Origin of the sequence: Marinobacter sp. F3R08 (genome assembly GCF_018860425.1) — a bacterium.
GTDB lineage: Bacteria > Pseudomonadota > Gammaproteobacteria > Pseudomonadales > Oleiphilaceae > Marinobacter.
Genome location: NZ_JAHKPI010000016.1, coordinates 111,499 through 128,835, shown reverse-complemented (window position 1 = coordinate 128,835; position 17,337 = coordinate 111,499). Strand labels below are relative to the sequence as shown.

15 protein-coding genes are annotated in these 17,337 nt (G+C 56.3%); 4 read left to right on the top strand and 11 right to left on the bottom strand.

All coding sequences use genetic code 11. The features are described 5' to 3' along the window. Positions 1–77: 77 nt before the first annotated feature. Positions 78–1,877: an acyl-CoA dehydrogenase C-terminal domain-containing protein gene (locus tag KO499_RS12110; protein WP_215984018.1), complete on the top strand. Its 1,800-nt coding sequence runs from the start codon at positions 78–80 to the stop codon at positions 1,875–1,877. 211 nt (positions 1,878–2,088) lie between these two features. Next, the gene (locus tag KO499_RS12105; RefSeq protein ID WP_215984017.1) at positions 2,089–3,879 is read left to right on the top strand and encodes an acyl-CoA dehydrogenase C-terminal domain-containing protein; all 1,791 of its coding nucleotides are present in this window, start codon (positions 2,089–2,091) and stop codon (positions 3,877–3,879) included. Positions 3,880–3,964: 85 nt separating this feature from the next. Here the strand turns inward: KO499_RS12105 and KO499_RS12100 are convergent, their stop codons facing one another. From KO499_RS12100 to leuS, 5 genes are all read right to left on the bottom strand, one after another. Continuing rightward, on the bottom strand, positions 3,965–4,600 hold the full coding sequence (locus tag KO499_RS12100) for an endonuclease (RefSeq protein WP_215984016.1): 636 nt from the start codon (positions 4,598–4,600) through the stop codon (positions 3,965–3,967). A 184-nt stretch (positions 4,601–4,784) separates the two neighbouring features. Continuing rightward, positions 4,785–5,048, bottom strand: a complete 264-nt coding sequence (locus KO499_RS12095) for a hypothetical protein (RefSeq protein ID WP_215984015.1) — start codon at positions 5,046–5,048, stop codon at positions 4,785–4,787. 113 nt (positions 5,049–5,161) lie between these two features. Further along, positions 5,162–6,169, bottom strand: a complete 1,008-nt coding sequence (gene holA, locus KO499_RS12090; protein WP_215984014.1) for a DNA polymerase III subunit delta — start codon at positions 6,167–6,169, stop codon at positions 5,162–5,164. Then, on the bottom strand, positions 6,159–6,752 hold the full coding sequence (lptE, locus tag KO499_RS12085) for an LPS assembly lipoprotein LptE (RefSeq protein WP_215984013.1): 594 nt from the start codon (positions 6,750–6,752) through the stop codon (positions 6,159–6,161). Before lptE ends, holA begins: the two co-directional genes overlap by 11 nt. A gap of 1 nt (position 6,753) precedes the next feature. Continuing rightward, positions 6,754–9,339 carry a leucine--tRNA ligase gene (gene leuS / locus KO499_RS12080; RefSeq protein WP_215984049.1) on the bottom strand — a complete coding sequence of 862 codons (2,586 nt, stop codon included), beginning with the start codon at positions 9,337–9,339 and terminating at the stop codon, positions 6,754–6,756. A gap of 292 nt (positions 9,340–9,631) precedes the next feature. On the opposite strand from leuS, the gene KO499_RS12075 reads away from it, so the two are divergent. Next, a complete protein-coding gene (locus KO499_RS12075; protein ID WP_215984012.1) occupies positions 9,632–10,180 on the top strand; it encodes a zinc ribbon-containing protein in 549 nt (182 codons plus the stop codon). On the opposite strand, the gene lnt is transcribed toward KO499_RS12075, so the two are convergent. From lnt to miaB, 5 genes are read right to left on the bottom strand one after another with little or no spacing between them, the layout of a single operon-like run. After that, positions 10,149–11,711: an apolipoprotein N-acyltransferase gene (gene lnt / locus KO499_RS12070; RefSeq protein ID WP_215984011.1), complete on the bottom strand. Its 1,563-nt coding sequence runs from the start codon at positions 11,709–11,711 to the stop codon at positions 10,149–10,151. The two genes, KO499_RS12075 and lnt, sit on opposite strands and share 32 nt — an antisense overlap. Then, positions 11,701–12,546, bottom strand: a complete 846-nt coding sequence (locus tag KO499_RS12065; RefSeq protein ID WP_215984010.1) for an HlyC/CorC family transporter — start codon at positions 12,544–12,546, stop codon at positions 11,701–11,703. Before KO499_RS12065 ends, lnt begins: the two co-directional genes overlap by 11 nt. Further along, a complete protein-coding gene (ybeY, locus tag KO499_RS12060; RefSeq protein ID WP_215984009.1) occupies positions 12,543–13,016 on the bottom strand; it encodes an rRNA maturation RNase YbeY in 474 nt (157 codons plus the stop codon). The genes KO499_RS12065 and ybeY overlap by 4 nt, the downstream gene beginning before the upstream one ends. Beyond that, positions 13,013–13,996, bottom strand: a complete 984-nt coding sequence (locus tag KO499_RS12055; RefSeq protein WP_215984008.1) for a PhoH family protein — start codon at positions 13,994–13,996, stop codon at positions 13,013–13,015. Before KO499_RS12055 ends, ybeY begins: the two co-directional genes overlap by 4 nt. A 57-nt stretch (positions 13,997–14,053) precedes the next feature. Then, entirely contained in the window at positions 14,054–15,400 is a 1,347-nt protein-coding gene (gene miaB / locus KO499_RS12050; protein WP_215984007.1) for a tRNA (N6-isopentenyl adenosine(37)-C2)-methylthiotransferase MiaB, read from the bottom strand. Between the two features lie 186 nt (positions 15,401–15,586). Here miaB and trmH point away from each other — a divergent pair, with 186 nt between their 5' ends. Beyond that, positions 15,587–16,366 (top strand): tRNA (guanosine(18)-2'-O)-methyltransferase TrmH, encoded by a 780-nt coding sequence (gene trmH / locus KO499_RS12045; RefSeq protein WP_228339927.1) that lies wholly within the window; start codon positions 15,587–15,589, stop codon positions 16,364–16,366. Here the strand turns inward: trmH and KO499_RS12040 are convergent. Next, on the bottom strand, positions 16,302–17,318 hold the full coding sequence (locus KO499_RS12040) for a nucleoid-associated protein (protein WP_215984006.1): 1,017 nt from the start codon (positions 17,316–17,318) through the stop codon (positions 16,302–16,304). The two genes, trmH and KO499_RS12040, sit on opposite strands and share 65 nt — an antisense overlap. Positions 17,319–17,337 lie beyond the last annotated feature (19 nt).

The window sequence follows — 17,337 nt, the reverse complement described above, 5'->3', positions numbered from 1 at the left end:
TTGCGGTGTCTGAGCAAACCCAAGGCCAGAAGCTGTTAAACCTGTTTCAGCTGAGACCGAGAACCGAGGTGGATTCCATGCCTGAATACAAAGCGCCCCTGCGTGACATCAAATTCGTAATGAACGAGCTGCTGAACAGCGAGCAGCACTACGCCAACCTGGAAGGTGCGGAAGATGCGACTCCGGATATGGTGGATGCCATTGTTGCGGAAGGTGCCAAGTTCTGTGAGCAGGTTTTGTCTCCGCTGAACCAGGTGGGTGACAAGGAAGGCTGTACCTGGAGCGAAGACGGTGTGAAAACACCAACTGGCTTCAAAGAAGCGTACCAGCAGTACGTTGATGGTGGCTGGCCGTCCATGACCGCCGATCCCAACTACGGTGGTCAGGGACTGCCTCACTCGCTTGGTCTGGTCATGAGCGAGATGGTTGGTACCTCCAACTGGTCGTTTGGTATGTACCCGGGCCTCAGTCACGGTGCGACCAATACCATCGAAGAGCATGGTACTGAAGAGCAGAAGCAGACCTACCTGACCAAGCTGATCACTGGTGAGTGGACCGGAACCATGTGTCTGACTGAGCCACATTGTGGTTCTGATCTGGGGACTCTGCGTACCAAGGCTGAGCCGAATGCTGACGGCACCTACGCCATCACCGGCACCAAGATCTTTATCTCTGCCGGTGAGCATGACATGGCGGAGAACATTGTTCACATCGTTCTAGCGCGTCTGCCGGGCGCACCGGAAGGTACCAAGGGTATTTCCCTGTTCATCGTACCGAAGAACCTGCCGAACGAGGACGGTTCCTCGGGCGAGCGCAACGCCGTTTCCTGTGGCTCTATCGAGCACAAAATGGGTATTCACGGCAATGCAACCTGCGTGATGAACTTCGACGGCGCCAAGGGTTGGCTGATCGGGCCGGAGAATAAGGGCCTTAACTGCATGTTCACGTTCATGAATACCGCCCGTATCGGCACCGCTATTCAGGGACTGGGTGCTGCAGAGCTTGGCTTCCAGGGTTCGCTGGCTTACGCCAAGGATCGTCTTGCGATGCGTTCGCTGAGTGGACCGAAGAACCCGGACGGCATTGCTGATCCGATCATCGTGCACCCGGACGTTCGGCGCATGCTGCTGACCCAGAAAACCGTTGCCGAGGGCGCTCGTGCACTGATCTATCTGACCGCACAGCACGCGGATATTGTTCATAGCGGAAAGACCGAAGAAGAGCGTCGCGCGGCCGACGAAGCGCTGGGTTTCCTGACTCCGATCGCCAAGGCCTTCCTGACAGAAATTGGTTACGAGGCTGCCAACCTGGGCATGCAGGTGTTCGGGGGACACGGTTTCATTTCGGAATGGGGCATGGAGCAGAACGTTCGTGACGCCCGTATCGGCATGATCTATGAAGGTACTACCGGGATTCAGGCGCTGGATCTGCTGGGCCGCAAGGTGCTCATGACCCAGGGCGAATCCCTGCGTGGCTTCACCAAGCAGGTTCATCTGTTCTGCAAGGAAAATGCGGAAAACGAACAGTTGAAAGAATTTATTGAGCCGCTGGCTGCGATGAACAAGGAGTGGGGTGAACTGACCACCAAGGTTGGCATGGCCGCCATGAAGAACCGGGAAGAAGTCGGCGCAGCGTCGGTGGATTACCTGATGTACTCTGGCTACGCGGTCTTTGCCTACCTCTGGGCCCGCATGGCCAAGGTTGCTCTGGACAAGATGGTTGAGGGCACCAGCGAGGAAATGTTCTACAACACCAAAGTGCAAACAGCCCGCTTCTACTTCAAGCGCATGTTGCCCCGTGCCCAGGGCCACGCTGAAAGCATGCTGGCTGGCGCCGACAGCCTGATGGACATTCCGGAGGACGCCTTCGCCTTCTAAGGCGCGGGCACTGAAGGACAGGTCCAAAGGACAGAAAGCCCGCGCTCTTCGGAGGCGGGCTTTTTTCATGAGTTACGGCACACTTTTAAGGTAGAATACCCGCCGATAAAAATAATCTTCAGCGGACACATAGCTCGAGCAGGTGTGACTGGCCGGAACAGCGGCCCTATTGCCACCTGAACAGACTGACAGAATTTTTGGAGAGTTTTAGATGGCTGACTATCAGGCACCCCTACGTGACATGCGCTTCGTTCTGAATGAAGTTTTCGATGCTTCTGCCCTGTGGGCGTCGCTACCCAAGGTAGCCGAGAATGTGGATCCGGAAACCGCCGACGCCATTCTTGAAGAAGCCGGCAAGATCAGCAGTGGTGTACTCGCTCCGCTTAATCGTGAGGGTGATGAGCAGGGCTGCAAATGGCACGACGGTGAGGTGACTTCTCCCGACGGCTTCAAGGAAGCCTACCAGACCATCGTTGAGGGCGGCTGGAACGGCCTTGGTGGCAACCCGGACTTTGGCGGAATGGGTATGCCCAAGACGCTGGTGGCGCAGTTTGAGGAAATGATGCAGGGCGCCAACATGGCGTTTGGTCTGGCCCCCATGCTGACCGCCGGTGCCTGTCTGGCGCTGGATGCCCACGGTAGTCAGGAACTGAAAGAAAAGTATCTCCCCAACATGTACTCCGGCGTATGGTCCGGGGCCATGGATTTGACCGAACCTCATGCCGGCACGGATCTGGGTATTATTCGTACCAAAGCAGAACCGAATGACGACGGCTCTTTCAATGTCACAGGCACCAAGATCTTTATTACCTGGGGCGAACACGACCTGGCGGAAAATATCATCCATCTGGTGCTGGCCAAACTGCCGGACGCTCCCAAAGGGCCGAAAGGTATTTCCCTGTTCCTGGTGCCGAAGTTCATGGTGAATGACGATGGCTCACTGGGCGAACGTAACAGCTTCAGCTGTGGCTCTCTCGAGAAAAAAATGGGCATCAAGGGGTCGGCCACCTGCGTTATGAACTTCGATAGTGCCAAAGGCTGGCTGGTCGGCGAGGAGAACAAGGGGCTGGCCGCGATGTTCACCATGATGAACTACGAACGTCTGGGCGTGGGCATCCAGGGTATCGGTGCTGCCGAGGCTTCACTGCAAAGCGCTCGTGAGTATGCTCTTGACCGCATCCAGAGCCGCGCGCCAACCGGTGCCCAGCAGCCTGAAAAAGCGGCCGACCCGATCCTTGTGCATCCGGATGTGCGTCGTATGCTGCTCACCATGAAGGGCTATGTTGAAGGTGGTCGTGCCTTCTCAACCTATGTGGCTCAATGGCTGGATATCTCCAAGTACTCTGACGACGATGAGCGGCGCAAGCACGCAGAGGGTATGGTGGCGTTGCTGACGCCTGTGGCCAAGGCGTTCCTGACCGATCGCGGCCTTGAAACCTGCATCATGGGACAGCAGGTGTTTGGCGGTCACGGCTTCATTCGTGAGTGGGGGCAGGAGCAACTGGTTCGTGACTGCCGCATTACCCAGATCTATGAAGGTACCAACGGCATTCAGGCGCTGGACCTGATGGGGCGTAAGGTTGTCGGTAGCCAGGGCAAGCTCTACGAGCTGTTTGCCCAGGATGTGGCGAGCTTCCTTGAGCAGAACAGCGATGACGAGCATCTGCGCCCGTTCCTCGAGCCTCTGGCTGCTGCTGTTGAGCGTCTTGATGATGTGACTGAGCATGTGATAAAGCAGGCAAGCGATAATCCGAATGCCATTGGTGCTGCGTCTGTGGACTATCTTGATCTGTTCGGACTGACGGCCCTGGGCTTCATGTGGGCGAAGATGGTCAAAGCGGCCGCGCCTCAGGCCGAGGCGGATACGTCCGGTTTCTACAGCGGTAAGCTGAAGACGGCCCGGTTCTACTTTGACCGCCTGTTGCCCAAGACAGTCTCTCTGGCCGAAGGCATTCGTAGTGGTAGTGACTCAATGATGGCCCTGACTGCTGAGGAGTTCTAACTCTGGCAGTAGGGTGTCCCGAAAAACAGGCCTGCGGGCCTGTTTTTTTGTTGTTCCGGATTGGCAGCGCGACCAATCAGAGAGCTCAGAGTCTCTCCATTCGTTCCGGATTAATGACAAACGGGTTTTCGTTTCCCTGGATTTCAGCAATACGTTGGTGACGGGACAGCTCGCCGTCACCGGGCGGGTCCAGTCGGTTCCATCCCTTGAAAACCGTTGAGGACCCCAGCCAGGGTAAATCATAGGTGTTAACCATATAGGCAACGGTCCGGGCAACATCACCTTTGACCCGAACGGGCGGATCAAAGAACTGGGCGCTCTGGCGAATGCCACACTCATCTTCACTGGCCGATGAGCCAAGGTTTTCGTAACGGGCATTACGACGGCCCATTTCGGTCCGGCTACGCACCGGTATCATGTTATGCATGTCGGAGGCGATCTGACGATAGCGATTGTTTTTTTCACATTGGCGTGATGTACCACAGTCGAGCGCGCTACGAACATCTGCCAGCGGATACACGTAGCCGTCTGTCAACACCAGGCCTTTGCTGGTAAAGGCCGTATTGCAGAAGAAAGAGTTGCCACCACTGGCGTAAAGGTTGGCCCAGAAATGATCGGAAACCACAGTCTCCGGATCACTGAAGCGGGTATTCTGGCCTATCACGAGAGTAGTCGTCAGCAACAGAGTGAGTGCCGTGGGTATCTGTAAGAGTTTTTTCATGCGCCGTTTGTACCTCTCAGTATGATCAAGCGTCTTGGCAGTTCGGCCCATTGGTCAGGAAGTGATCGGCTTGGTCAAAAATATGACGCTTTGGTCATCGATACTGTGAGGTGTGGCACAGAGGCCCAAATTCATGGGACCTCTGGCGTGGCACATGTGACGCAGTGTTAACGGGTTAACAGTTCTACTTCAGTTTGCTGCGAATGTTCTGGTAACCGTCTTTCAGATCTTCACCCAATTTCTGCGCGGTCTGACGCGCCTCCTGAGAGGCGTTGTCTGCATTGTGAAGAACCTGATCAATTTTGGTTTTAAACCGATCCCAGTCTTGCTCAAGATCGTCCCACTCATCCTTTACGTCTTCACGGGCAAGATGCATCTGAACACGAGCCTCATCCCGGTATTGCTTCACCTTTTCCGACAGCTTTTTGAACTCGTCTTGAAGACTCATATCAAGCACCTCCTTGGATTAATGGTGTACTTGTTACCATGCGCCCGATTGTAAAAAACTGTCAAGGGGTTGGCGTTTCAGAAGCTGGCAAGGAAGAAAGAGTTTGATCCAGATCAGGAACGACCACCGAGCAGGGCAGACATGTCTCTCAGATAATGCCATGGAGTCAGGGAGTCGAAGCCTTTGGTGGCCCGGTCGATTTGACTGCACAGGGCGACTGCCTCGTGCAGTTGTGCGCGATTCAGTCGGCGTGCGGCCTGTTCCAGCGCACGAGCTCGTTGAGGTTGGAATACGCCGCGTTTTTTCAGGAAGGCCGCTGGATTTTCAGACTGCCCGGCCGAAGATTTCAGCTCAAGCAGCAGATTCAGGTCGCGGGTGAGAACCGACAACAGGCCGAGAGGGTTTTCTCCTTCCTGTTGCAGCACGGTTATCATCTTGCCAGCGTGGGGTGCCCGGCCGCTGATCAGTTCGGTTACCAGTTCAAAGCCATTGAAGCGAGAGCTGTCCTGGACGGCCTGTTCGACAGTTTCTTCATCGATAGTCTCACCGTTGGCCAGCAGCGACAGCCGGTCAAGCTCCTGACTGGCGGCCAGTAGATTGCCCTCAAGGCGCTCACTCATTATGGCCAGGGCGCCTCGGGTCAGGTTCAGTCCTCGATTGCTGGCCCGTTGCTGAAGCCAGCCTTGAAATTTGTCCGCGTCTACGGGCCACACGGGCACGTGTACGCCTTTGCTCTGGAGTTCCTTGTACCATTTCCGGCGGGTTTCCGCAGCATCGAGACGGGCGCTGATCAATAGCAGGATGATGTCTTCGGGTGGTTCCTGCAGGACCCGCTCGATTACCGGTCGACCGTCACCGAGCTTGCCGGTTGGCAGGTGAATCTCAATACGCCGTCGCTCGGCGAACAAAGACATGGCGCTGAACTCATCGGCAACGGCGTTCCAGTCCAGCTGGTGATCGGCGTGAAAGGTCAGTCGTTCATGAAAGCCGGCGTCTTTCGCCGCCTTGCGAACCTGGTCACAACACTCCTGGACCAGCAAAGGTTCATCCCCGGAAATGAGGTAGACCGGAGACAGCCCTTTTTTCAATAGCTGGGATAACTGTCCAGGGTTAGTTTTCATGATTGCCAGAGGCTGAGCCGGTGGCTTTCTGATTCTGGCGATAGTCCGAACGAATAGCCTCAATCTTCTGCGGCGTTAATGGCGCGAGCCGGAAGATGATCTGTTGCGCGAGGCGATCGTTCAGTTGCTGGACAAGCGCGTCCTCTTCCCTTTGCTTTGCGAGCACGTTGGTTTCATCGTACTGGTAACTTTCGGTGGTTGTCAGCCGGGTGTCAGCTACCATGGGTATTCGATCTGCGCTTATAACCTCAAGATCAACGGAGTGGCGCAGTGTGTATTCCGCAGCACTCGCATCTGCCGCAATCGCACTTGCCCGCCGGTCCTGTTTGAAATTGCTCAGGCGCAGAATGAAGTCGGCATTCTCAACCGGTACGAGGCTGACGTCGCCAAGCGTGAGTTGCTCTCGAATGGACTGGCAAAGCGTATCGGGGATATGTGAGGAACACTCCACCGCAAGGGGCTGAAGAGCCGAAGAGACTGGTGGGGCTCCCCGCAACTGGAACCCGCACCCTGCAACAAGCGCCGCTATAACAGCGACGGACAAGCGGTAGGGAGCGGATTTCAGAGCCGAATTCCAGAGCATCTCAGTTGGCCACCACGTTCACCAGTTTGCCCGGAACTACAATGACTTTGCGCACTGTAGCGCCTTCAATGAAGCGTATGACGTTCTCGTTCTCCAGAGCCAGCTTTTCCAGATCGGCCTTGCTGATGTCGGCAGGCACCTCTTCCTTTGCGCGCACCTTGCCATTTACCTGAAGCACGACCTGAATTTCGCTACGGACCATCGCCGTTTGATCCGCGGTTGGCCAGGAGGCATCAACGACCGGCTCATTGTGACCCAGTGCCTGCCAGAGAGTGTGACAGATGTGGGGGACGATGGGCGACAGCACAAGTACGGCGGTGTCCAGTGCTTCCTGGCGGACGGCGCGGGTCTGGGGCTCGTCCCCCTGGAGCTTGCCGACATCATTGAGCAGCTCCATTACGGCAGCAATAGCGGTGTTGAAGGTAAGGCGGCGACTGATATCGTCACTGACCTTGGCAATAGTTTCGTGGGTCTTGCGCCGCAGACTTTTCTGGCCATCGTTAAGGCTTGCGGCATCGACAGCCGGAGCACTACCTGCAGCAGCCTGCTCGTTCACAAGGCGCCAGAGACGTTTGAGGAACCGGTGTGCACCTTCAACCCCGCTATCGGACCATTCCAGGGACTGCTCCGGAGGGGCGGCAAACATCATGAACAACCGGACGGTATCGGCGCCGTGCTGATCAATAATGGCCTGGGGATCAATGCCATTGTTCTTGGACTTGGACATTTTGGTGACGCCGCCGATCTCCACAGGCTCACCATCTGTGCTCAGTACTGCCTGAACCACCTGGCCCTTGCTGTCGCGCTCAACCGTGACATCTGCCGGATTGAACCAGGTCTTGCCGCCGTTCCCTTCGTTACGATAATAGGTTTCGGCCAGTACCATGCCCTGGGTTAACAGACGTTTGAATGGCTCAGAACTGGTGACCAGGCCGACATCCCGAAGCAGCTTGTGGAAGAAGCGGGCGTAAAGCAGATGCAGGATGGCGTGTTCGACACCTCCGATATACTGATCCACCGGTAGCCAGTAGTTTGCGGCAGACGGGTCCAGCATGCCTTTGTCGTAGTTGGGGCTGCAGAACCGGGCGTAGTACCAGGAAGATTCCATGAAGGTATCAAAGGTGTCGGTTTCCAGTGTGGCCGGCTGACCGTTGTATTCAGTCTTGCACCATTCAGGATCCGCCTTGATCGGAGACTGGACTCCGTCCATCTCAACATCTTCCGGCAAGCGCACCGGGAGCTGTTCGTCGGGCACTGGCATCTCGGTGCCGTCTTCCAGGGTCATCATCGGAATTGGTGCACCCCAATACCGTTGCCGAGAGACACCCCAGTCGCGCAGACGATAGTTTACAGTGCGTTTGCCAATGCCGTGGTCTTCAAGATGCTTGGCAATTTCTTCGAAGGCTTCATCGCTGGTCAGGCCGCTGTATTTGCCGGACGATACCAGCGTGCCCTTCTCGGTAAACGCCTGTTCCTGCACATCAATCTCACGGCCATCAAGCGCAGCGATCACCTGCTTGATTGGCAGTTTGTATTTCCGGGCAAATTCATGGTCCCGTTCGTCATGACCGGGAACGGCCATAAGTGCTCCAGTTCCATAATCGGTCAGAACAAAGTTGGCGACCCAGACCGGAATCTCTTCCTGAGTCAGTGGGTGAACGGCTTTAAAACCGGTGTCGATGCCGCGCTTTTCCATCGTGGCCAGCTCCGCTTCGGCGGTCTTGCTGTTGCGGCACTCCTCAACAAATGCGGCAACATCGCGATGGCGCTCGGCCGCTTCCCTGGCCAGCGGGTGCTCTGCAGCCACCGCCATGTAACTCACGCCCATCAGGGTGTCCGGACGGGTTGTGTAAACCGTCAGACCGCCGTCCCTGTCTTTTAGCGGGAAGGTCAGTTCGGTGCCTACGGACTTGCCGATCCAGTTGCGCTGCATGGTCTTGACCTGTTCAGGCCAGTCTTCCAGTTCATTCAGATCGCTCAGCAGTTCTTCCGCGTAATCGGTAATGCGAATAAACCACTGGGGAATTTTCTTCTGCTCCACCAAGGCTCCGGAACGCCAGCCACGACCGTCGACAACCTGCTCATTGGCCAAAACGGTCTGGTCTACGGGATCCCAGTTCACCGTGGACATTTTCTTGTAAACCAGGCCTTTCTCATAGAGACGGGCAAAGAACCATTGTTCCCAGCGATAGTAATCTGGCTTGCAGGTAGCCAGCTCCCGTTCCCAGTCGTACCCGAAACCCAATTGCTTGAGCTGGTTCTTCATGTATTCGATATTGGCGTGGGTCCACTTCGCCGGAGCCGTTTTGTTGGCAATGGCAGCGTTTTCAGCGGGCAATCCGAAGGCGTCCCAGCCCATAGGCTGCATCACGTTCTTGCCCTGCATGCGCTGGTATCGGGAGATGACGTCGCCGATGGTGTAGTTGCGGACATGCCCCATGTGCAGTTTGCCACTGGGGTAGGGGAACATGGACAGGCAGTAGTACTTGGGTTTGCCCGGCTCTTCCTGAACCGTGAAGGTTTTGTTTTCTTCCCAGAAAATACGGGCACTCTGCTCTACGTCACGGGGATTGTATTGCTCGTCCATTCCTGCCATTACCGAAATTACCTTGTGTGGGAAATAAAAGCCTGTATCTAATTCACGTCTCGAGCGGGCCGCATATTCTAACGCACACTCGCCGTTACAGGTAGTCTGCCAATTTCCTGTACTTGTGCCAGACTTGTCATTATGGGAAAGGCCCTGGCGGGCACAGGCTCTCCGGGACACGCCGTAGAATATTTTTCTGCAGGTTTTGGCGCAGAACCGGTGTTGGCGAAAGCCCCGGAAAGAGAGTTACCGAGGCGCCCCTGTTCCCAGATGACATACTTGAGGAGTCACTATGACCAAACCAGAGCGAAGACATCTCTCAGGAAAGGCCCTGGAAGTGTATGACCGTATGTTGGGGCGGGTAAAAATGCGTCTCCATGACCTGGAAGAAACATCGCTTCAGAATCTTGAGGAAGAGGTTCAGAAGGCGGTCGAGTTCGAGTACGAGCTGGAAGAAATGACCCGGGACGAAGCTAACCTTCTTGGCGCCTATCTGCAGCGGGATCTTGAGCATCTGCTGCATTTTGTCGAAGAGACAGGCGAAGGCCTGAGTGAATGGTTGCAGCTCGACATTTCCCTGCTCGAACACCAACTGGCAGACAGCCTGTTCTCGGTTGCTGACAAGACAGTGGTCGATTTCCTGGAGCTCAAACAGAAACTGGAAAACAAGGCCGTGGGACAGTATATCTCCGGCGAGGTGGCCACTGCCGGGATGTTTCAGTGCCTGAACTGCGGGCACATGCGCTGTCTGACAGCAACGAGCCATCTGGAACCCTGCGAAGCCTGCAGCTCCCACTACTATGAGCGGGTTACGAGCCGCTGGCCGAAACAGGAGGAATAACTCTCTCCCGGACAAACACCACCAGAATGATTGCCAGGGTCAGGACCGGCCAGGAGCCAGTCTGCATATAGGGTGTGCTCCCTGTGGCGGTATACACCTCTCCGGTCAGGGTCGCACGCTCGAATTGTGGAATCGTTTCGGTGAGCTGGCCCCGGTGATTGATAATCGCGGTCACACCGTTGTTGGTGCCCCGGAGCATATACCGACCGGTTTCCAGGGCCCGCATCCGGGCTATCTGTAAGTGCTGAAGCGGGCCGATCGAGTCGCCGAACCAGCCATCATTGCTTATGGTCAGTAACAAGCCGGAACCCCGGGCGTTGAATGCGACAAAATCGGGGTAGGCCACTTCATAACAGATAAAGGGCATAACGTTGATGCCGTTGGCCCTGAGCGGTCCCTGCCATGCCGGTCCGCGGCTGAAATCGCTCATAGGAAGGTCGAAGAAGCCGATCAATCCCCTCAGCACACTCTGCAGTGGCACGTATTCGCCAAACGGCACCAGCTTCTGCTTGTGATAGATGCCCTCGCCGTTGCCAATGGCCATGATGCTGTTGTGAAACGTGAAATCTTCAATGCGGTCACTGAAACCGTACCAGGGTATCCCGGTGATCAGGGTGCTGTTATCTCCGAGTTCTTCGCTGATGTGCTCGATGATCCTGCCGGCCTGGTCCTGGGGAATTGGAATGGCGGTTTCCGGCCACAGAATCAGGTCGGTATCCCAATGGTCTTCCGTCATTCCCAGGTAGGTGACAATCTGGTCTTTCAGGAATTCCGGGTCCCATTTGATTTGCTGGGGAATATTGCCCTGCATGGCCGCGAAGGATGTGGCGTTCTCGCTCAGACTGGTCCAGTCGATACGGTTCATGGCCGGGGCAACCAACCAGGGAATCAGGGTGACAACGAGAGTCACGCCGGCGGCCACCGGTTTGAGATGCTTTATCAACCACCAGCTACCGTAAAGTGCGGCGCCAGTGGCAGCGATCCAGAAGGTGATGCCGTGCACGCCTGTCAGAGGTGCCAGCCCGGCCAGAGGGCCATCGGTGTGCGCTGTACCGAGATACAACCAGGGAAAGCCAGTGAGCAGCCAGCCTCTGAGCCAGTCGCCCAGAATCCAGATGGCAGGGAACAGGATCAGGCGCCGGACCGGATTCTCCCTGGCAAGTTTGCCCCAGAACCAGAATGCCAGACCATGAAAGAGAGCCAGCCCCGCCACGAAAAGGACAGTCAGGAGAACGGCGATGGGAATAGCGGTATTGCCGTATTCGCTGATGCTGATGTAAACCCAGCTGGCGCCGCTGCCAAATAGCCCCAGGCCAGTGAGCCATCCGGCCCGGAACAGTTTTTCCGGTGCCAGAGGTACCGTGACCAGGAGGATCATCAGGACCGAAACAGGACCCAGCCACCACAGGTTGAACGGCGAAAAGGTCAGGGTTTGAAGGGCGCCTGCAGCCAGAAGGGTTAACGCGCCCAGCCAGGTATTTGAGGAAAAAGGCGTCTTCAGCGCTCGGGCGTTAGTGACGTCACGGTTCACTACGGGTTACCTGCAGCAGACGGATTACACGGTTATCGGCGTTGGCAATGGTAAAGCGCAAGCCACCGAATTCAACCGATTCGCCCCGTCTGGGCAGGTGTCCGAATTCCTTGAGAACCACGCCTCCAATGGTGTCGAATTCTTCCTCGTCCATTTCGGTCTCGAAGAATTCATTGAAATCATCAATCGGCGTTACCGCTTTTACGGCATAGCTGCCATCACCGCGGGCCTTGATGTGGGTTTCTTCATCAAAATCGTGTTCGTCTTCGATTTCACCAACAATCTGCTCAAGCACGTCTTCAATTGTGATCAGCCCGGCAGTGCCACCGTACTCATCCACAACAATGGCCATGTGGTTGCGGTTTTCCTTGAATTCCTTGAGCAGCTGATTGAGGCGCTTGCTCTCGGGTACGAAGGTAGGCGGACGCAGGATTTCCCGAATACGGTTCCAGTTCAGGTCGTTGTTCAGGGCAAGGGGGAGCAGGTCTTTGGCCAAGAGGACGCCAATCACGTCGTCCTGGCTGTCACCGATGACCGGAAAGCGGCTGTGGGCGGAGGCGATAATTTCATTGAGGAAATCTTTCGGTTCCTGGGATGCCTTGACCGTGACCATCTGAGAGCGGGGAATCATGATCTCATCCACCCGCATGTCAATCACCTGCATGGCGCCTTCAATAAGGCTCATGGCATCAACATCAATGATGCTCTGGGACTCTGCATCCCGCAGGATTTCCAGGACATCCTCGACAGACTCAGGCCCAGTGGAGAAAGCCTGTGATATACGTTCCAGCCAGGACTTTCCGCCCTGACTGCGACTCGACTGATCGTCGCTCATGAGTCTTTTTCCGTTTCCTCTGCTTCGTAGGGATTGCCAAAACCAAGCTGCGCCAACAGCCGCACTTCGAGGGCTTCCATGACCTCGGCATCGTTGTCGTCAATGTGGTCGAAGCCCTGAAGGTGCAACATACCGTGTATGACCATATGGGCCCAATGAGCCTCAATGGTTTTTTGTTGCTCCCGTGCTTCTTTTTCGACAACCGGTGCGCAAATTACCAGATCTCCGGCCAATGGCACCGTTATACCGGCTGGCGCTTCAAATGGGAAGGATAACACGTTGGTCGCGTAGTCCCGGCCCCGATACTGATGGTTTAAGGACCGGCTTTCGTCGTTGTCAACGATACGGATCGTTACCTCTGATGGGCTCTCGCCTTGCCAGGCGAGCTCAGCCCATGTCTGGAAATGTGCCTCCGGAGGTATCCCGGGTGCTTCGAAAACCTGCTGGAAATCCACGGTCAGCTCGCTCACTTTCCGGTGGTACTCCCTTCTCCGAAAGCATCGTAGGCTTCCACAATCCGCTGCACCAGGGGGTGTCGCACAACGTCCTTTGCTTCAAAGCGGGTAAACCCGATGCCGGCCACTTTGCTTAACACGCCGGCGGCGTGAATCAATCCGGAGTTCTGGCCGCGTGGCAGATCTACCTGGGTGGTGTCCCCGGTGATAACAGCCGTAGAGCCGAAGCCGATACGGGTCAGGAACATCTTCATTTGCTCCCGGGTGGTATTCTGACTCTCGTCCAGAATGATGAACGAATTGTTCAGCGTTCGGCCCCGCATGAACGCCAGCGGAGCGATCTCTATCACGCTTTTCTCGATCAACCTGGTGACCTGTTCGAAACCAAGCATTTCATAGAGCGCGTCGTAAAGCGGACGCAGGTAGGGGTCCACTTTCTGGGCCAGATCTCCGGGCAGGAAACCGAGTTTCTCGCCTGCCTCTACTGCAGGCCGGACCAGGAGGATGCGCTTCACCTGCTCATCTTTCAGAGCTTCCACTGCGCAGGCCACGGCCAACCAGGTCTTGCCGGTGCCTGCCGGGCCGATCCCGAAGTTGATATCGTGGGTGCGGATGTTGTGCACATACTTCTGCTGGTTTGCGCCCCGGGGTTTGGCCTGCAGCTTCGGCGTCTTGATCACTGTCACAGAGCCGTCGTAGGGTACGTCTTCCGGCAGGCGCTCAAAACCGGTTTCCCGGATAAACAGATGCACGGTATCGGGCGGAATGTCGTCTGTAGCCTCGGTTTCCCGATACAGATGCCGGAGCACCTCAACGGCTGCTGCCACATGCTCGGTTTCCCCTTCTACCCGGAAATGATGGCCGCGCCTGCCGATTTTCACGTGCAGGCGTTTTTCAATCATCTTCAGGTTTTCATCAAACTGGCCACACAGTGTTGTCAGCCGACGCTGGTCCACCGGGTGAAGGTCAAATTGTCTGTGATCGTTGGTGTTCAAAAGTGCTCCGTTTGTTGGAGAGAACGTGTATCTGATTCTGGTGTCACGGGTGCGGGCCTAGTACAACTCCGGGCTGACAGGCACACCGCGAAGTGAATTGGGGTAAGCCTCGACAATGTCGACATCGATAAACCGCCCGACAACCTCCGGATTTTCATGCCGGAAATTCACAATACGATTGTTCTCCGTACGTCCGGCATATTCCCCAGGGTCTTTCTTGGACAGGCCAGTGACCAGAATCCGCTGTACAGAACCGACCATTTTGCGGCTGATGTCCATCACGTTCTGATTAAGGCGATCCTGTAGGATGCTCAGGCGCTGTTTCTTCACGTCCATCGGCGTGTCATCCGGCAGGTCTGATGCCGGCGTGCCCGGACGGGCGCTGTATACGAAGCTGAAGGACATGTCGAAGCCGATATCGTTGATCAGCTTCATGGTGTCTTCGAAGTCTTTCTCGGTTTCACCAGGGAAGCCGATGATGAAATCGGACGAGAAGCTGATGTCCGGACGAATCTTGCGCAGGCGGCGGAGTTTGGACTTGTACTCCAGTGCTGTGTGGCCACGTTTCATGGCAGCGAGGATTCGGTCAGAGCCGCTCTGGACCGGCAGGTGCAGATGACTTACCAGTTCCGGCACGCGCTCATAGACGTCAATCAGAGCATCCGAGAATTCGACAGGGTGCGAGGTGGTGTAGCGGATCCGGTCGATGCCATCGATCGTGGCGATCAGTTCGATCAGTTCTGCCAGGTCCATGGTGTCGCCATCGTGGGTTTCGCCGCGGTAGGCATTCACGTTCTGGCCCAGCAGGTTTACTTCGCGAACGCCCTGGCTGGCCAGGTGGGCGACTTCTGCAATTACGTCATCTGCGGGGCGGCTGACTTCTTCACCACGGGTGTAGGGCACCACACAGAACGTGCAGTATTTACTGCAGCCTTCCATGATAGAGACAAACGCGGAGGGACCGTCCGCGCCGGGTTCGGGCAGATTGTCGAACTTCTCGATTTCCGGAAAGCTGACGTCCACCACGCCCACGCCATTACCTTTGGCGCGGACTTCAGTAATCATGTCCGGCAGTCGATGCAGGGTTTGCGGGCCGAACACCATGTCCACGTAGGGCGCGCGGTCGAGAATGGCCTGCCCTTCCTGGGAGGCCACGCAGCCACCAACACCAATAATCATGTCGGGCTTTTTGGTTTTGAGTTTTTTCCAGCGGCCGAGCTGATGGAAAACCTTCTCCTGGGCTTTTTCCCGAATGGAGCAGGTGTTGAGCAACAGGATGTCGGCATTGTCGGGCGAGTCGGTCATTTCGACGGTTTCGCCAGTTTTGAGCAGATCCGCCATGCGGGCAGAGTCATACTCGTTCATCTGACAGCCGTGGGTTTTGATGTACAGCTTTTTGGCCATGAGTCTCACGTAATCTGTTGGGTGTCGCGCCGGGAACTGGATGGTCGAAACGGGGCGCCAGAAAAAAGGAACTGCGTATTATAACGGGGTGCTCATTCTTCAACCACCTCTGTCTCGGGTTGTTGCTAGTTGGGTTGTGATATTATTTCCGTCCTTCTGCAGCCAAAGACCATTTTCAAACGCGCCATGACCCCCGAACGCCTTGCCAGAATCAAGCAAACTCTCAATACCAGGCAACCTGATCTGAGTGTCCTCACCGACCAGGTGCACAAGCCGCGGAACCTGTCCGCTATCATTCGGTCCTGTGACGCCTTCGGGTTGGCGAACATGCACGTGGTCTGGCCGAAGGAAGGATTCCGGGCTTTTCGTAAAACCGCCGGCGGCAGTTACAACTGGGTAACCACCCACACCCACCGGAGCATGGACGAGGCGATCGAGAGCCTGAAAGGGCAGGGCCATAAACTCTACGCTGCGCAGCTTTCCGGCCGTGCTATCGACTTCCGGGAGGCAGACTACACGGTGCCGTGTACGATCATTATGGGTAACGAAGTGGATGGTGTAAGTGCTGATGCTGCCGCCCGGGCCGATGAGCACATTGTGATTCCGATGATGGGGATGGTGGAATCGCTCAACGTATCGTCCGCCTGCGCGATTATCCTCACCGAAGCTCAAAGGCAGAGGGCGTTGGCGGGCATGTTCGACCAGCGCCGGTTGCCGGATGACGAATACAACCGCCTGCTGTTCCGCTGGTGCCAGCCAACGATCAAACGCTACTGTGACGACCGCAACCTGCCGTACCCGCCGATCGACCCGGAAACCGGGGAGTTAATTGACGGCGTCGGCTGGATGCAGGAGGTCCGTAAACTGCGGGCCAATCGCCCCAGGTGGGACGATAAAGCCATTACTCCTCCCGAGCTTCCAGATAGCGCTGAAGCTGCTCCCGCAAAGCCTTGGGAAGACGGGTAATCGTCAGGGCGTCTTTATCTCGGTCGTAGTAAACCGCCTGATTCACCAGGTCAGATGAAAACGACACGCTCATACCGCCGCCGGAACCTGCAATACGCACCAGTTTCTTCACCTTGCGGTGATCCGGGTGCAGTACCCCGCTTTCAGGCAGCTCGGCGGCCTTTGAGGCAAATTCCTTGAACCGTTGCGGCTCGCTTTCGTCCAGATAGCCAGACAGTGCCTCGATTTCAACCGGTTCACCAAGGGCATGCTGCTCCTTGCAGAACTCGTACGCCTTGTGGCGAACCTCGCCGGCCTTCTCTGGCTCAGAAGACTTGGCGAAGGCTTCCACGGCATCCAGGAAAGTGATGGTTTCTTTTTCTACATCGACCTGGTTGGTAAAGCCGCACAGACGAATGAACAGTTCTCCGGGCTCACCGGTGCCACGGCCGTGCACCAGCGTAAGGTAGTTTTCTGACGAGCCGTTGCCACGCCAGTCATCAAGCTCTATGCGAACCGCCAGGTTGAGCCGGGAGATGCTTAGAACGTCTGTGGCGTCCAGTGCCTGTTTGCCATCAAAGCGCATGGCGCTGTCGGTTTCCACGATGTACAGATAGACCACCTCTGCATCCGCGAGGGCCTCGTGCGCGATCATCAGATGGCCGTCGAATTCTTCCTGACTTCCGGTCAACAGTTCCTGCCATTGGCCGAACAGTCGGTCGGTCATGGCGCCGAAGGTCTGCTTGTCTTCCAGGTAATCCTTGAGCCAGGCACTGAACGGGCACTCGCCCAGGTCCTCGGAGAACCGGCCGTATTTCTTGCCAGGCTTGCTGTTAAACAGACGCTTCATCTGTTTATGGAGGCCTTCGTAATCGCCACCGGGCTCCTGCAGGGCCTCACCGGTCACGAGGCGGGCAGGCTGGCCCGGCTGGTACTGGCTGGCGAAGGCAGTGCGGAGGTGTTTGATGGCCATTGTTTGGCTCCTGTTCGTT

Excerpts from the sequence above, each read along its gene's own strand:
- KO499_RS12110 (WP_215984018.1), top strand. The coding sequence starts at position 78 with ATGCCTGAATACAAAGCGCCCCTGCGTGACATCAAATTCGTAATGAAC.
- KO499_RS12105 (WP_215984017.1), top strand. The coding sequence starts at position 2,089 with ATGGCTGACTATCAGGCACCCCTACGTGACATGCGCTTCGTTCTGAAT.
- KO499_RS12100 (WP_215984016.1), bottom strand. The coding sequence starts at position 4,600 with ATGAAAAAACTCTTACAGATACCCACGGCACTCACTCTGTTGCTGACG.
- KO499_RS12095 (WP_215984015.1), bottom strand. The coding sequence starts at position 5,048 with ATGAGTCTTCAAGACGAGTTCAAAAAGCTGTCGGAAAAGGTGAAGCAA.
- holA (WP_215984014.1), bottom strand. The coding sequence starts at position 6,169 with ATGAAAACTAACCCTGGACAGTTATCCCAGCTATTGAAAAAAGGGCTG.
- lptE (WP_215984013.1), bottom strand. The coding sequence starts at position 6,752 with ATGCTCTGGAATTCGGCTCTGAAATCCGCTCCCTACCGCTTGTCCGTC.
- leuS (WP_215984049.1), bottom strand. The coding sequence starts at position 9,339 with ATGGACGAGCAATACAATCCCCGTGACGTAGAGCAGAGTGCCCGTATT.
- KO499_RS12075 (WP_215984012.1), top strand. The coding sequence starts at position 9,632 with ATGACCAAACCAGAGCGAAGACATCTCTCAGGAAAGGCCCTGGAAGTG.
- KO499_RS12065 (WP_215984010.1), bottom strand. The coding sequence starts at position 12,546 with ATGAGCGACGATCAGTCGAGTCGCAGTCAGGGCGGAAAGTCCTGGCTG.
- miaB (WP_215984007.1), bottom strand. The coding sequence starts at position 15,400 with ATGGCCAAAAAGCTGTACATCAAAACCCACGGCTGTCAGATGAACGAG.
- trmH (WP_228339927.1), top strand. The coding sequence starts at position 15,587 with ATGACCCCCGAACGCCTTGCCAGAATCAAGCAAACTCTCAATACCAGG.
- KO499_RS12040 (WP_215984006.1), bottom strand. The coding sequence starts at position 17,318 with ATGGCCATCAAACACCTCCGCACTGCCTTCGCCAGCCAGTACCAGCCG.